Origin of the sequence: Cuneatibacter caecimuris (assembly GCF_004216775.1) — a bacterium.
In the GTDB taxonomy this organism is placed as follows: Bacteria; Bacillota; Clostridia; order Lachnospirales; family Lachnospiraceae; genus Cuneatibacter; species Cuneatibacter caecimuris.
Genome location: NZ_SGXF01000002.1, coordinates 65,375 through 79,008 on the forward strand (window position 1 = coordinate 65,375; position 13,634 = coordinate 79,008).

General features: G+C 46.0%; 26 protein-coding genes. 3 read left to right on the forward strand and 23 right to left on the reverse strand.

From position 1 onward, the window contains the following. Window positions 1–34 precede the first annotated feature (34 nt). The 22 genes from EV209_RS06645 to EV209_RS06730 form a co-directional block, all read right to left on the reverse strand. A complete protein-coding gene (locus tag EV209_RS06645; protein ID WP_130434362.1) occupies window positions 35–355 on the reverse strand; it encodes a hypothetical protein in 321 nt (106 codons plus the stop codon). 372 nt (window positions 356–727) lie between these two features. Next, window positions 728–1,141, reverse strand: coding sequence for a DUF722 domain-containing protein (locus EV209_RS06650; protein WP_165388840.1), 414 nt, complete (start codon window positions 1,139–1,141; stop codon window positions 728–730). Between the two features lie 90 nt (window positions 1,142–1,231). Next, entirely contained in the window at window positions 1,232–1,486 is a 255-nt protein-coding gene (locus EV209_RS06655) for a hypothetical protein (RefSeq protein ID WP_130434366.1), read from the reverse strand. Continuing rightward, entirely contained in the window at window positions 1,455–1,655 is a 201-nt protein-coding gene (locus EV209_RS06660) for a Lar family restriction alleviation protein (protein WP_130434368.1), read from the reverse strand. Before EV209_RS06660 ends, EV209_RS06655 begins: the two co-directional genes overlap by 32 nt. Window positions 1,656–1,658: 3 nt before the next feature. Further along, complete coding sequence (locus EV209_RS06665; protein WP_130434370.1) at window positions 1,659–1,985, reverse strand: hypothetical protein; 327 nt, start codon at window positions 1,983–1,985, stop codon at window positions 1,659–1,661. Window positions 1,986–2,004: 19 nt separating this feature from the next. Continuing rightward, a complete protein-coding gene (locus tag EV209_RS06670) occupies window positions 2,005–2,733 on the reverse strand; it encodes a DNA adenine methylase (RefSeq protein WP_243647527.1) in 729 nt (242 codons plus the stop codon). Next, the gene (locus tag EV209_RS16270; RefSeq protein ID WP_165388836.1) at window positions 2,720–2,980 is read right to left on the reverse strand and encodes a hypothetical protein; all 261 of its coding nucleotides are present in this window, start codon (window positions 2,978–2,980) and stop codon (window positions 2,720–2,722) included. Before EV209_RS16270 ends, EV209_RS06670 begins: the two co-directional genes overlap by 14 nt. Then, on the reverse strand, window positions 2,977–4,263 hold the full coding sequence (gene dcm, locus EV209_RS16630) for a DNA cytosine methyltransferase (RefSeq protein WP_243647528.1): 1,287 nt from the start codon (window positions 4,261–4,263) through the stop codon (window positions 2,977–2,979). The genes EV209_RS16270 and dcm overlap by 4 nt, the downstream gene beginning before the upstream one ends. Continuing rightward, window positions 4,260–4,418, reverse strand: coding sequence for a hypothetical protein (locus EV209_RS16275; protein ID WP_165388841.1), 159 nt, complete (start codon window positions 4,416–4,418; stop codon window positions 4,260–4,262). Before EV209_RS16275 ends, dcm begins: the two co-directional genes overlap by 4 nt. Next, complete coding sequence (locus tag EV209_RS06685) at window positions 4,405–4,611, reverse strand: hypothetical protein (RefSeq protein WP_130434374.1); 207 nt, start codon at window positions 4,609–4,611, stop codon at window positions 4,405–4,407. Before EV209_RS06685 ends, EV209_RS16275 begins: the two co-directional genes overlap by 14 nt. Next, window positions 4,608–4,967 carry a hypothetical protein gene (locus tag EV209_RS06690; protein ID WP_130434376.1) on the reverse strand — a complete coding sequence of 120 codons (360 nt, stop codon included), beginning with the start codon at window positions 4,965–4,967 and terminating at the stop codon, window positions 4,608–4,610. Before EV209_RS06690 ends, EV209_RS06685 begins: the two co-directional genes overlap by 4 nt. Beyond that, on the reverse strand, window positions 4,968–5,537 hold the full coding sequence (locus EV209_RS06695; protein ID WP_130434378.1) for a hypothetical protein: 570 nt from the start codon (window positions 5,535–5,537) through the stop codon (window positions 4,968–4,970). Continuing rightward, window positions 5,528–5,962, reverse strand: a complete 435-nt coding sequence (locus tag EV209_RS06700; RefSeq protein ID WP_130434380.1) for an RNase H family protein — start codon at window positions 5,960–5,962, stop codon at window positions 5,528–5,530. Before EV209_RS06700 ends, EV209_RS06695 begins: the two co-directional genes overlap by 10 nt. A gap of 4 nt (window positions 5,963–5,966) precedes the next feature. Then, the gene (locus EV209_RS06705; RefSeq protein WP_130434382.1) at window positions 5,967–6,689 is read right to left on the reverse strand and encodes a rolling circle replication-associated protein; all 723 of its coding nucleotides are present in this window, start codon (window positions 6,687–6,689) and stop codon (window positions 5,967–5,969) included. A gap of 165 nt (window positions 6,690–6,854) precedes the next feature. Continuing rightward, complete coding sequence (locus EV209_RS06710) at window positions 6,855–7,061, reverse strand: hypothetical protein (RefSeq protein ID WP_130434384.1); 207 nt, start codon at window positions 7,059–7,061, stop codon at window positions 6,855–6,857. 168 nt (window positions 7,062–7,229) lie between these two features. Then, window positions 7,230–7,439: a hypothetical protein gene (locus tag EV209_RS06715; RefSeq protein ID WP_130434386.1), complete on the reverse strand. Its 210-nt coding sequence runs from the start codon at window positions 7,437–7,439 to the stop codon at window positions 7,230–7,232. Next, window positions 7,436–7,945 (reverse strand): sigma-70 family RNA polymerase sigma factor, encoded by a 510-nt coding sequence (locus EV209_RS06720; protein ID WP_130434388.1) that lies wholly within the window; start codon window positions 7,943–7,945, stop codon window positions 7,436–7,438. Before EV209_RS06720 ends, EV209_RS06715 begins: the two co-directional genes overlap by 4 nt. A gap of 87 nt (window positions 7,946–8,032) precedes the next feature. Then, a complete protein-coding gene (locus tag EV209_RS16280) occupies window positions 8,033–8,200 on the reverse strand; it encodes a hypothetical protein (RefSeq protein WP_165388842.1) in 168 nt (55 codons plus the stop codon). A 332-nt stretch (window positions 8,201–8,532) separates the two neighbouring features. Further along, a complete protein-coding gene (locus EV209_RS16790; protein ID WP_279387336.1) occupies window positions 8,533–8,658 on the reverse strand; it encodes a hypothetical protein in 126 nt (41 codons plus the stop codon). A gap of 14 nt (window positions 8,659–8,672) precedes the next feature. Beyond that, window positions 8,673–8,825, reverse strand: coding sequence for a hypothetical protein (locus tag EV209_RS16285; protein WP_165388843.1), 153 nt, complete (start codon window positions 8,823–8,825; stop codon window positions 8,673–8,675). A gap of 12 nt (window positions 8,826–8,837) precedes the next feature. After that, the gene (locus EV209_RS16290) at window positions 8,838–9,008 is read right to left on the reverse strand and encodes a hypothetical protein (protein WP_165388844.1); all 171 of its coding nucleotides are present in this window, start codon (window positions 9,006–9,008) and stop codon (window positions 8,838–8,840) included. 112 nt (window positions 9,009–9,120) lie between these two features. After that, the gene (locus tag EV209_RS06730; protein ID WP_130434392.1) at window positions 9,121–9,651 is read right to left on the reverse strand and encodes a hypothetical protein; all 531 of its coding nucleotides are present in this window, start codon (window positions 9,649–9,651) and stop codon (window positions 9,121–9,123) included. A gap of 173 nt (window positions 9,652–9,824) precedes the next feature. On the opposite strand from EV209_RS06730, the gene EV209_RS06735 reads away from it, so the two are divergent. From EV209_RS06735 to EV209_RS06745, 3 genes are all read left to right on the forward strand, one after another. After that, the gene (locus EV209_RS06735; protein WP_130434394.1) at window positions 9,825–10,313 is read left to right on the forward strand and encodes a helix-turn-helix domain-containing protein; all 489 of its coding nucleotides are present in this window, start codon (window positions 9,825–9,827) and stop codon (window positions 10,311–10,313) included. A 362-nt stretch (window positions 10,314–10,675) separates the two neighbouring features. Continuing rightward, window positions 10,676–11,548, forward strand: a complete 873-nt coding sequence (locus EV209_RS06740; RefSeq protein WP_130434396.1) for a hypothetical protein — start codon at window positions 10,676–10,678, stop codon at window positions 11,546–11,548. Between the two features lie 165 nt (window positions 11,549–11,713). Further along, on the forward strand, window positions 11,714–13,078 hold the full coding sequence (locus tag EV209_RS06745) for a recombinase family protein (protein WP_130434398.1): 1,365 nt from the start codon (window positions 11,714–11,716) through the stop codon (window positions 13,076–13,078). Here the strand turns inward: EV209_RS06745 and EV209_RS06750 are convergent, their stop codons facing one another. Further along, the gene (locus tag EV209_RS06750) at window positions 13,079–13,633 is read right to left on the reverse strand and encodes an ABC transporter ATP-binding protein (protein WP_330520884.1); all 555 of its coding nucleotides are present in this window, start codon (window positions 13,631–13,633) and stop codon (window positions 13,079–13,081) included. It abuts the gene before it with no gap. Between the last annotated feature and the right edge of the window lies 1 nt (window position 13,634).

Here is a 13,634-nt window from a genome sequence, read left to right on the forward strand (position 1 = left end):
GATGGGTTCACCTCGGTTAATTCCGGAAAAAATTTTAGCTGTCAGAAGGGGGGAGTATGGGATTTCCTTCGCTGTCAAACTGCAGTTCCACCAGTCCAGGAATCTCTTCGCCTTTCCCTTCTTTATTGTGGCAGATATGGCAATCATATTTCAGATTCCAAAAGTCAAGAGAGATATGAGGATCATTGATATTGTCCGGTGTCAGCTCTTCTTTGTGATGTACGATATATCCCGGGACTTGGCCGCAGCTCTCACACATGCCTCCGTCCATAGATTTTCTGTGCGCGATATATGCAGTCCGGCAGTCCCGCCATTGCTTGCTGTGATAGAATGCTTTTGCAAATTCTTTTGCCATATTTTTTCGCTTTTTAAAATCTCACCTGACCGCTGCCAGGTGAGTTGAAAGGGGAAAATGAAAAAGACCTGTCCCTTGCGGGAATCGGCGGCATCCGGAATTGAACCGGAACCCAGGGCGCTGCCTTGTCCACCTGCCATTGGTGGGATACCCCGTTACTTGCGCCGCTGGGGGAGAGCGGCGGCGCATGTGCCGTATGTCCTACGGCTGCAGCTTAGAGTGTATTATGCCGCCGACTTACCCCGGATACCAGGGACAATCAGCCACCGGGCTGTTACACCCGGCAGCCGTATCTTGAAAAGGAGGGTAACAAGATTTCTCTTCTGTATGATATAATCGTATCATACTCAACACGGAAAATGAGGCCATCTTTCACAGCTCTCCCAAGGCTTTTCCCACGTTTTCGATAAATCGGGCGGCTATCCGGCGCATCTGTCTTTCCGAATAACTTACGGTTGCCTGCATCCATATGTAAGGCATGTTCCGGCTTCTGTCTGACCAGAAGCGTGCTCTAATTACTTTCCTGTATTCTTCCGGGATCTGGGCATAAGCCTTCTCTACCGCTTCCGTCTCACGCCTGATCCTCTCCATTCGCGGAGTGTTCAGAGCCATAGCAATTCTTTCTTCTGGTTTCTCTGGGAGATTCCCGCTGCCCTGCCCTCCATTTTCAGGCTTGCTGTGCAGCAATCGTTCCAGTGCTGTTTCATATTCTGCTTTCTCGGCTGGGTATCTCCTAATCACCCGCTCTATGATTGCCCAGCTGTCACGCGGTATTTTATATCCCATCTGCATTTTCCTCCTTTCCTGATCTCCTGGAGATTACTCCGATACTGCTCCAGGCGTTCTCTGGTCATTTCCATCGGCTTCACCTCCCAATCAATTCCCTGCCCGGTCTATCTCTTCGAAACATTCTTTCAGTGTCCATTTTGGAACTTCGCACCACTCCATTGTATTAGGTTTTCCATCCTCCCGGTCCAGGTGTACGCTGCCTGGGCCTCCTTCAATCAAGTGCCCTCCCTCCCGCCAAATGCTTCCCGGATCAACAAATCTGTACCCTATCAGAAAGCCATCATCATCATAAGCCTCGAAACAGCACATCTTAGTGCAGCGGAACCTCTTTATTTTGCTCATCTACATTCCTCCTGTTCCATGCTACCTCCGCATCCTCCGCCTTTAAAAATACATTAGATTGCGTCTCACAGACTTTGCATATCACTACTGCGAACGGTCCCTTGTCTATTTGTATGAGTTTTGCTTTCCCTCCGCAAAACGGGCATGGTTTAAGTTTTATTTCGCTCATGTTTCATCCCTCCGGCAGATCAATATTGACAATGATAGCCTTAATCCACGGCAGCTCATTATATACTCTTTTCACTACGCCTCCCGGCTCCCGCCAGAAATCAACTCCACCCACGCAATCTTCCAGCACTCTTTCTCGTTCGTCGTCGTCATCATCCCGGAACCATATCCGGCTATTGCCCATTATGTATTCTCCGACATAGGCAGTTCCCCAGCTCCCGGCCCATCTCCCGTAGTCCTCACCTATGATCTCATAGTCTACCATAGGCAGTATGGGTAGATCAGGGTTTGCTTTTATCAGGTCAAACAGTTCATTTATTTTTTCATTCATTTTCATTTTCCTTTCTGCCTTACAGCACCATTTCCATCTGGCCGGCATCGTAATTCATCCACAATGTTTCCGTTCTCTTGATCCCCGCCTCTGCCTGCGTGCTTTTCTGCACCTTCCTCCATCCTGGCAGGAGATCGTTATATAGATCATTATCATATCCTGATAGCAGCACTTTTCCGGGATGTTCCCGGAGTGCCTCTAACAATTCCGCATGGTCCCGATCTTCCATTTCGCACCTGTACAGATTTCCTTTTCTGGTTCCATGCAGGTAAGGCGGATCGGCGTAAATGAATACATCCCGTGTGTTGTACCGCTTAATCAGTTCCGTTGCTGGGAGATTTTCGATCTGGGCATTTTTCAGCCGCTCGCCTGCAGCAAGAAGTCTTTCCGGCAGCCCTCTCCACCCTCTTGTGGTGCTTGGTCCGTTGCTCTGCTTGCAGCTTCGGAATCCGTTCCGGTATACATTACCGCTGCCAATTCCCATCCAGCACCTTACCGCGAATTTCCGCGCCCGCTCAACGTCTGATTCATCTTCTCCCGCCTCGAACGACTGATAATATTCGTCCCGGCTATATGGGGTCATTTCCAATTTTGAAATCAATTCTTCTGGCTTTTCCCTGACCACACGAAAGTAATTGACCACATTTCCGTCCAGATCATTGATGGTTTCTATCCTGGAAGGAGATTTATTGAAAAATACGGCCCCGCTGCCGAAATATGGTTCCAGGTATACCTCATGTGTCGGCATGTACCCGCATATCCAATCTGCTATGCGGTTTTTTGCCCCTGGGTATTTCAGAATACACTTCATTTTCCCTCTCCTTTTCAAATTCTCCCCGATGCCCCACCGGTGCCAGCGGCGTACCGGCATACCCCGGTCTCCTGCCCCAGTCCATTGCGTGCTGGCTGCAATGGGTTTCCATGTCATTCCGTTCAACTTCTTTTGCAATCAGTTGTTGAGTTATCCGAAAGGCCTTGCTTTTCTTGTCTCTCATCCCTGTTTCCTCTCTATTTCTGCAATCGCCCGAAATACCGGGTAAAATTGCTGCGGTACTACCGCATTTCCGAGGCATTTCAAGCGGTCAACTCTGTTTTTGATCCCCGTTGCGGTCCTGGGGATATCCGGTTCTGTGTCCCAGTAGCGGTTAATCAGGTAATCTCTGTCCAGCCTGGCGGGAAGCCCATCAACCACTCCACCCAATACGGATTCAGCTGCCCACCGTTCCCCTGGCTCATGCTCTTTCTCTCGGCTTCCGAAATCATGCCCCGTTCCTCCAGCTTTTTTAGCTGCTGATAATTCCCGGTCCCTCCGCACATTCCGGCTCCTGTTGTTGGTGTCGGAAACATTGCTATCTGGTCGTTGAGGTTCCGGCTCCTGTGTTCCTTGTCCTCCCATCTGCTCGCCTGACCGGTCCGGTAATCTCTGGCCTGTGGCGTTGCATATAACACTACCCCTTTCAGATTCCCTCTCTTCCGGTCGTGTTCCGCAGACTTGCTCCCCCTCCTCCCGGAGCCTTTGGAATCTGTCGCTTTGGGTGTTGGCCATATCTTGACCTGACCGCTCAGATTGGGTTCTCCCCGGCTGTTCACATACATTTCCCGGTTGGCGGCGTCTGATACTACTGGGGTTTTCCAGATCTTCGGCCCTTCCCATGCTTTCACTGTTTCTGGGTTTACCTGCTCCCGAAGATTCGCCGGCCGCTTCCGTCCCTTTCTGCTCCCGGTTGCTTGACGCTCCAATGCGTCCGGCGACCGCTGGGGAAGGTGATCCATTGTGTTCGGCGTAGCCCACAATCGCAACCCGGTATCTTCTGTGTCTGGCTCCGACAGCGCAAGCTGGAACAAGAAATGTCCTTGTCCGATATCCACAGGTTTCCAGCTCAGATAATATATCGGGGAGTGCCATTCGCACGATTCCAGCAACATTTTCTCCAACAATCCAAGTGGGCCTGAGTTCTTTGATAACCCTAACCATTTCCGGCCAGAGGTAGCGGTCGTCCTCCTTGCCTCTCTGCTTCCCGGCAACGGAAAAAGGCTGGCATGGGAATCCCCCTGAAATAACGTCAACTGTCCTTCTACCTGTTCGCTCATAGTAACTCTCTCCCGTCAATGTTCGTATGTCTTTCCAGCGCGGGACGTCCGGCCAGTGCTTTTCCAGCACCTTTGTGGGATATTCCGCCCACTCGCACTGCCCCACAGTTTTCATCCCCGCCCATTCCGCTGCCAGATCCAGGCCGCCGATCCCGGAAAACAGGGAAAGGTGTGTCAACTCACTCATTCTGCTTCTCCCTCCAAATATTCTTCTATTCTGTCCTTGCATTCCTTACCTGAGTTGCAGTTCTTCGCTGCCGGGCAGGATGCACACATGATAAGCTGTTTCAGGTATTCTGTCATTCTGGCTGGGCTGCTGGACATATCCTCATATACTGTCATGTCGCAGCCTCCTTACTGCTGCGGTCCATTCCACCGTGAACCATTCGATCCACTCCGGTTTGAGTTTTCCTATATGCTCCAAATTCAAAATATCTCTGACTTTTTTCTTTGTCACTCCCTCTTTTTCGGCAATTTCCTCTACGGTCATGCCTGATTTGTACATTTCCTGTATAATTCCGTCTCCTTCTATCATTGTTCTTCCTCCAAATAATTTCTTCCGAATTTTCCCATGAAAGCCGCGTGCCCATATAGGCTTTCATAGGCGCTCTGCCCGTCCTCCTGTAATATCCGCATGAGTTCCTGGTTGTTATGTACTGCCTCCGGGCCGTTGATATGATGATTCAGGCAGAGATATACCTTCAGCCCCTCTGCTTCCGAAATCTGCCGGCCGGGATTTCCGCCAAAAATATGATGTTCATGGACTACTGGGTGAATCCTGTAGTCCTGGTATAGTTTTATACAGAGGTAGCAGGTCCCGTTTTTCTCGTGCAGAATGCTTGGTTTGTGCTGCTTTCTCTTTTTCTTGTACTGTGGTTTTGGATACAGCATTTATTTCGTAATGTCCTTTCCGCCCAGGTATTCCAGTATTTCCTGGGCTTTTTCGCTTTTCATTTCGCAGACATAATAGGCCATTACATTATTTTTCCAGTAGAACCCTTTGTTTTCCCCCATGAGTGGACCCACTGCCGGGGTTTCCACTTCCTCGATGACCGAATTGTCTATAATGTCTATACAATATCGGTCTATCATATGGAGTTTTCCGTTTTCCGGGTCCTTGATTAGTTTCGCCTCTGCTGGCAGGTGCAGAGATGCGCAGGTCTCTTTGAGGGATTTTGTGCATTTTTCCGCTTCTTCCATGGCATTATAGATTTCATGCCACGGGACCTCATACTGATTCCCGGCTTTGGTGGCGCTCAAGACTTCGCCCGGCCCTGGTATTTCCCCGGTCAACTCGATGATTGCACCCAATTCTTTTTTGGGGATCATGTCTTTTTGAATCCATATCACCCAATAGTCCCCTGCCAGGTAGATTCCTGTTCCGTCATTTCCCACTTTGAGGCCATATGCTTTATAGGCCTCTTTGATTAATTTTTTAAATCCATTTGTTTTTAAGAACATAATTTTCTCCTTTCCATTTCTGACAGCAGCCAGTCATAATAGGCGTGGCGGCCGGCGTCTGCAAATAATAGATGTGTCTGGGCCATCTTCCAGAGCTGTTCCCATTCCTCCCGGTTGGCAACCGGTGTTCCCTTTGCGGTAAGGAATCCTTCTGCCGCCCAATGTTCTAAGTTCCGTTCGATCATTCCCACCACAAAATCATTCGCCGTGTGAACATGTACTTCACAGGGCTGGTTCAGGCGGTTCATGGCTTCTATGATCCCCCGGAGAATGACACGGTTATATGTCCCGCAGAATCTCCCGAACCCTTCCCGCGTCCGCAGGTCTCCGGCTGCTGTCCGGCATTCCAGCACATAACCGTATTGCTTATTCGTCGGGCGGGGAGAGATATTGTCTGTTTCGACGTAGATATGTACTTCATACATTTTTTCAATCCCTCCTGTGCCTGAGCAGAGAATAGATCCTGTATTGATATCCTGTTACCGGGTTGATCCCCTCTCGGAGGGAATCTTGATCCAGATAATACCCGACCGGGATGCGTATTTTTTTCCAGTGTTTCCAGGAAAGATAGACCTTTTCTTCTGGTTCCGGGATCGGGAGATTTCGGGAGGCGGAATAGCTGCTTTCCCTCAATCGTGGATCAGTTTTGGGGGTTTTCGTGATGTAAGCCGCCAGGCGGGAAAATTCCCCCTTCTCATACAGGAGTTCGTTGACCACTTTCCCCCAGACCCATGCGCGGGACAGGATCAGGTCTGTATCCGGTATCCGGTTGAGAACTATGTGGATATGCCAGCCGTTTTTTGTTCCAACCTCAATGTTTCTGATCCATTTCAGTTCATGTCCGCGTTTTTTGTACTCTTTGCGGACTTCCCGGATGAATTTTTTGAAATGGTCTTTTGCTGTTTCCATGTCTGGCGGCCGGGCATCCCGTCTGTATGTGAGGTCTGTGAAATAATCGTTTGCCCGGAAATGCGCCCGCAGCTTCCTTCTGGCCATTTTTTCTCTGTTATACTGGTTCCGGCGTTCTATCTGTTCCGGCGTGGGCTTCGCCCTCTTTAACCTCTTCTGACCCGGCGCGCCGTATCTCCCTGTATGGTATTCCTCGACTTCTATTGCATTTTGAAATTTATAGGTTTTTTTCTTGTATGCCATGTCTCCGGTCCTATCTTTAATATCTTTATCAAGTTTTCAAAAACGGCTGAAACTGCCGTTTTGCTTGACTTTCTGACCCGGAAATGGTATACTAATTACGTGGGAGCCTGGATTATTTCCGGGTTGGGCCGGTACTTGAGATACCGGCCTTTTTTATTGTCCAAATTACTTTTTCCCGCGCAATAGCTTCAGCTCCATGATTTCGCGCGGCGTCAGGCCCGTATCTTCGTAGCGTCCCAGAAGATCGACCACTGTTCCAAAAATGCAGGAATTGTTATGGAAATTTTTGATACTGATTTCCTGCCCGCTGTTGATCGGGCATCTGTAGTGCCCTTCGGCAAGTCCAGGATTCTCCCTTGTCATTCTTTCCATGTGGTTTTTTCTCCTTTTTCGAGAATATTCTATTGACTTTTCTTTTGTCTGGGGTATAATAAAGACGTTCAGAAATTTCTTTATCTGCCCGGCCGCTTTTTAATACTCCTTTGCGGCCGGGTGTTGACATTTCCCGGGAATCCGGTTATGATTAGATTGTGTATTTTTTTATGTTTCTGAACCGTCTGGGGTTGCCGCCTCAGCGGTTCTTTTCGTTTCTGGAATTTCGCGGTTCCAGCAGGCTTCGCAATCTAACTCCCAGCAGGTAGCAATGGATTCTTCTGGTGTTTCATACCCATAGTTATCTGGACATCCCACCGCGTCTTCTCCATCCATTCGATCAGGATGCTCCTGTTCCAGTTTTTCTTTGAATGTCATACCGCAACTCCTTTCTGGATTTTTTCTTTTATTTTTTTGATTTTTCTGGAAAGAACAGGCTGACTGCAGCCATATTGTTGCGCCAGTATCTCCTGTCTTGTGCCGTGTATGTAATACTGCAGGATCAGTTCCCTGTCCTGCCTGTTCATTGTGTTCAAAATCTGTTCTGCAAAAAGATGATCTTCTATTGCTTCGAATCCTGATTCATAATCCGGCAGCGTGTCGATCTTCCGCAGCTTGTCCCCGTCCTGCTCTTGTATCGGGGCGTCATAGCTCATTACGCTGCACTGACGTTTTTCCCTGCGCAGGTACATTAATATTTCATTCTGGATTACCGGGCAAGCGTAGGAAGAAAACTGTATTCCCTTCCTGTTATCAAAGGACTGGCTTGCTATAACCAGTCCTAAATATGCCGTGCCCTGTAATTCTTCATATTCAATTCCGGTATTTTTGAACCTGTGGGCTACCATGTTTGCAAGTCCCAGGTGTTCCTCCGCTCTTATCATTAGCTCTCTCCCTGTTCCAGGTTATATTCTGCCCAGAGTTCAAGCCGTATTTCTGGGCTTAATTTTCGGTACGCTTTCCTGCAGTCACTATATGTATGGTGCAGTCCTTTTCTCATTAGCCATATGTAGAAATTCATGCTTTCTCCTTTCTGTGATTCTCCGGTGCTTCAGGTTCCATTTCCTTGCCTTCCGGCATCGTATTGCCTGTTTTTTATCTGCCGTCATGGGGCAGTATTTCAGTTCTTTTTCCTCCATGTCAGTTCCTCCTAAGATTCTAAAACCGTTATTGATTTTCTTGCCTTCTTGCCCTATAATCACTGTACAGGCCCCGCCAGGCCAAGTGCGAAAGAAAGGAGGCCTAAAGTATGTTTGATATTCTCTTTGAGTATTTTGATGGAACTAATTATATTTGCAAAGATGTTAAAAAGATTGTGATTCCTACTCAATCTGGAAAAGTTAGCATCCAGGGAGACGAAATCCTGCAGTATCAATTCAGAATCCATTCTGAAATTTATCTTTACTCTGATTCCAGATGCTATACTGTTTCTTGTTCCAATCTAAAAGCGCTTGAAGTCTTGAAGAAATAATTATTGGTCTCTAACCTCTATGATGATTTCCGCATGGGGGTTAGATTCTTTTATTTTCAAAATAAATGGTAAATCTTCCTTCATGTGCACAAAACTCTTATAATAAAAAAATATTTTTATTTCCATTTTGTCCTCCTTCTTTAGCTGGCCGCCCGCTCTGATTCTTCGGGCTGATCTTTTCTGGTTACGGTCACGGAAATTCTTACATTTTCCCGTTTTGACAGGATCGCCGCAAGCGCGGTGTAAAATGCCTGAACGTCAAATGTTCCGTGTACTTCTACTCCGTCTTTCATAGTTCATCCCCCTTATCCCGCTTTTCTGGTGTCCGTGGAACTTATAAGTTCCTGGAACTTCATGCCGTGAATGAATATTTGCATTTCTTTTTCCTTCTGGCTGTTCACGGATTTCAGCAGTTCAAGCATTTCCTCCGCCTCTGGCTTATTTTCCTTCGGTATGATGGTTTCCATTTCTTTCATATGCTCTCCTTTCTGCACTGTCTTACAGTGCGTATCTTCTGGGCCTATTCCCATATGGCGCTGGGAGGGATTCGAACCCTCCCCGCATATGTTCTGCTGCATCCCGCGCGCCTCAGCTGTTGTAGAATCTTATCATTCCATTTTCGTATTCGTATTGCCACCCGCAAACGTCGAATCTTATATAATTCCAATCGCTTGCGTTATATTGCGGGTCTCTGTGGTATGTATGCCATTTTTTCAGGCGTCCTTCCTCTATGTAATAATCTGATACTTCATGGACGATTTTTACCTTCAGCGGATCGAACCCTAATACTTGTCCGATATACAGTCTTGCGTCCGCGTCTGTCATGTGCTCTGTATCACACATATTTGCAAGTTTCTGATATCGTTCCTGGTTCATGTTCGTTCCTGTGTCTTTGGCAAGTTCTCTTTCTACTTCGTATTTCCGGCTTTCTGGATATTTTGTTGACCAGAACTCTGTTACTTCGTTCCATGTCACTTCCCAGAAGTTATTGCCATCTTCGCAGCAGATTACTTTGTGAAATCTTTCATATTCATCTGTGCTGGTGTATTCTTTGCATTCTCCACCCGCCATGATTTCTTTTTTGGCTTCTGTGTATTCCTGAAATGTTGCTTTCTTCATGTTCTTTTCCTCCTGTATGGTTTCATAAATAGCGTTTTTGGTTTCCGTTTAGCATTCTGTGTTCTTATATGTCTAATATATAGCATTCTATGTTCAAAGTCAAGTCTTTTTTTAAATTTCTATTGACTTTTTTAACATTAAACGTTATTCTATTCTTATGGGAAGAAAGTGAGGTGATTAAATTGACCATTAATGAACGCATTAAATTTTTTAGAAAAGAGATTCTGCATTTTAATCAGAGGCAGCTTGCGAATGAGTTGGGAATGGCTCAGACCGGTATAAGCGGCCTTGAGCAGAACGGCAGAACCGTCACAGATCTATTTATAAATACATTATGCCTTAAATACAATTTGAGTGAGGCATGGTTGCGTGACGGAATAGAGCCTATGTATATGGAGGCTCCCACGTTCAGTCTTGACCAATTTGCCAGGGAGCGTGGGGCGTCCGAACTGGAATTACAGATTTTGAAAGCTTATTTTTCGCTGGACCCTGATATAAGGAAAGCTGTTATTGAGCATTTTAGGTCTCAGTTCGCAACAGTTAAGCCACATGATTTTTCTGATATTCCAGATACGCCGGAGGAATTTGAGAAAATGTATCCTCCGATTGAGGACGATGAGGAAAAGTACGGCGGTGAGGACCATAGAATTGCTGCTGGGTGAACACCCGGCCTGACTTGTTCGACTATCTAAACAAAATGAGTTGCATAGTTCCGATAAAGTTTGTATTTATGTAAACGATGCTCTGCGCTGCATAAATCACAGCATATACGTCGGTGCGAATCATTTTTACGCTTTTTCTTTTCATTGTAAAGCCCCCTCTTTTCGTCAGACCGGGGTGCAATATAATGATAAAACAAAATTGATGTGTTTTCACTGGTATTTTCTTCCATTTAAAAAGCCGAGGAGTGCACTAGCACTTCTCGGGTGGATGCAGAAATACTTAATAGGTTTTACGCCAAATACTTATTGAAAAATATCACTTATAATGGCTTTTATAAAAACATCTACTAGGGAGGCATATTATGAAAATAAAACGCATTGTAGCACTGTCCGCATTGGTTGGGTCTATTACCATTGCAGGATGTGGAAATGGTCAAGGTGTTGAAGCGATTACTTCCGAAATAGCAACATCCACAACCCATATTTCAGAAAGCACTGTCGTTCCGTCGTCAAAAGTTGAGTTGACTACTTCGGCAAGCAAAACGGAGCATGATACAAAATCTGCTGACCCATTTGAGCGATTTCCATTGGTGACGTACGAAGATATACAGGCAGGGACTTATAATGGACAAATGGTGTGTGTTGATGCTATTGTATCAAATATGGATATCCGAGGTTCCTCCTGTTCGTTCAATTTGTGGTATAAAAATGGAGAAACATATTTTCTAGATAGTAGTTCTAACGCTTTCTACAATATAGAGAATGGTGATCCCAGGGAAATTTTCCTCAATACAAGGGATGGTGACATTGTTAGATATATAACTAGAATATATGATGATGGAAGTTTTGGCACAACATCTCTTTTTAACGCAAAGGTAGTTGGTCAAGCGGATATTAATACTGTTATGCAGATTTACCAGCAAAATTGTTCGCCCATCAATTACGAAGATGTGTCAAGAAATCCAGATAATTTTAAAAACATATCATACATGGTTACGGGTACTATATTTCAAATAATAGATGAAGGAAGCTATTCAGCAGAATATTTAATTTCTACTCCAAATGGATACATTTATGCTTCTTGGTATATTAATGAGCAGTTTAGAGGGGCAAGATTTTTAGAAGACGATTCAGTCGTACTGTATGGTTGTTTTACTGGTTTGCAAACATATGATACGCTGATAAACAAAAATACTGTTCCGAGCATATCTATAGTTTCTATGGAACTGCAGTAGTCTTATCAGGATAAAAAACCGGCCCCTGCGCCAACAGAGACCGGAACGCATACCCCACGAAGGATGTACGCCAAATGACATAAGTATTGTATCATCCTTTGCGGGCAGGTGTCAATATCACCTGTTCTTTTTGTACCCATTTTCTGCCAAAAGGAGGAAGATACTATGAATACTGATACCGCCGCGCGTGTTGCTCTATATATCCGGGTATCCGGGGAGGAACAGAAAATCAAGGGGCTGTCCCTGGAATCCCAGCAGGAACGCCTGGAGGCTTATGCGCGAGAACACGGCTGGGTTATTGTCGGCGTATTCGTTGACGCCGCCAAAACAGCCCGGAAAAATATGCACAAGCGTGCAGAGTTCCTGCGCATGATGGAGTTGGTTAAGCAAAATAAGGTTGACCTCCTATTGTTCTGCCGTCTCGACCGCTGGTTTCGTTCCGTGGCCGATTATTATAAGGTTATGGAGGTTCTTGACGCTCATAACTGCGGCTGGAAAACTATTGATGATGGTGAGGGGTATGATACTACCACTGCCAGCGGACGCCTATATATCAATCTCCGTCTCTCGATTGCTCAAAATGAAGCTGACCTTGACGGAGAAAGAATAGCTGTGGTTTTTGATAGCAAAATAGCTCATGGTACAGTGCTTTCTGGCGCCTGCCCATTCTGGCTACGGGTGAATGACGAGAAACGGTATGAGGTGATTCCTGAAAAGGCGGCTATTTTACAGGACGCCTATAATTATTACGAATCCAGCGTGTCACAGCGCGATACGATCCGATATATCCGTGAGACATACGGGGTTAATTGGTGCAATGCCACTTTTAAGCGCATGTTGGTTGATAAACTTGCCATCGGTGTATATGATAAGAATGGTAGATATAATGATAACTTCTGTGATCCAGTCATATCCACTGATCAGTTTGATCGCGTCCAAAGGTTGCTTAAGAATAACGCAAAAGGTAGTCGAGTGTCCGGACGCGCATATATTTTTTCGTCAATTTTGGTTTGCGAAGAATGCAGACACAAATTAGTGGGTACATTGGGCAATGGTATATATTATTATCGGTGCAATCAGCATTTCCAGCGTGGATTATGTTCTCATCGAAAACAGATCCGTGAAGATGCCGTGGAAAAATTGCTTTTTGTGAACCTGGGCACGGAAATTGAAAAATACCGCCTGGCCTGGGAAGTCAAGGAGGAGAAGCGCAGGAAAGCCGCTGCCGGTGTGGATCGTGCTGCCGTCCGCCGAAAACTTACCCGGTTGAAAGAATTGTATGTGAATGAGCTAATTGATCTTGCTGAATATAAGAAGGATTATGACCGGCTTAATTCTTTGCTTGTCGAAAAGTCGGAGCCGTCAACTGACCGGCCGGACTTCGAATCCCTGGAAAAGCTGCTCGATCAAGATTTCCGACAGATCTATGATGATCTGTCCCGGGAAGAAAAAAGGACCCTGTGGAGGTCTGTAATATCCGAAATCAGAGTTGACATGAGCCTCCAAATTACTGGCATTTCTTTTTTGTGATTATTCGTGTACTAACTTTACAGTTCCTGTTGGCTCATCTGCAAAAATGATCTCTGGCTGGTTAATCAGGCTTCTGCATATGCAGGCGCGCTGCAGCTGACCTCCCGATACCTCATTGATATCACTGTCCGCAATTTCACTGATGCCCAGCTTCTGCATCAATCCCCTCGCTCTGTCGTTGGCAGCCTGCCGGCCTGCTTTTGTCCTGCCCCGACCAGTCTGATAGGCTGGCAATATAATATTATCATAAATGGAGAGATTTTTTAACATGTACATTTGCTGAAATACAAAACCCATTTTTTCCAGCCGCAGCCGGCTGATTCTGTCAGGGCTCAAAGAGGAAATTTCGTTCCCGCAAAAATCCACTTTTCCTGCAGTGGCAGAATCCATGCCGCTGACCGTATATAAAAGCGTAGTCTTGCCTGAACCAGAGGGCCCCATCACCCCAATCATCTCACCTTCTTTAATTTCCAGGTTTACATTTCGAAGAACGTTGTTCTGGCGCTTATTGATGATATAAGTTTTGCATAAGTTTGAAACTTTTAATATTCCCATT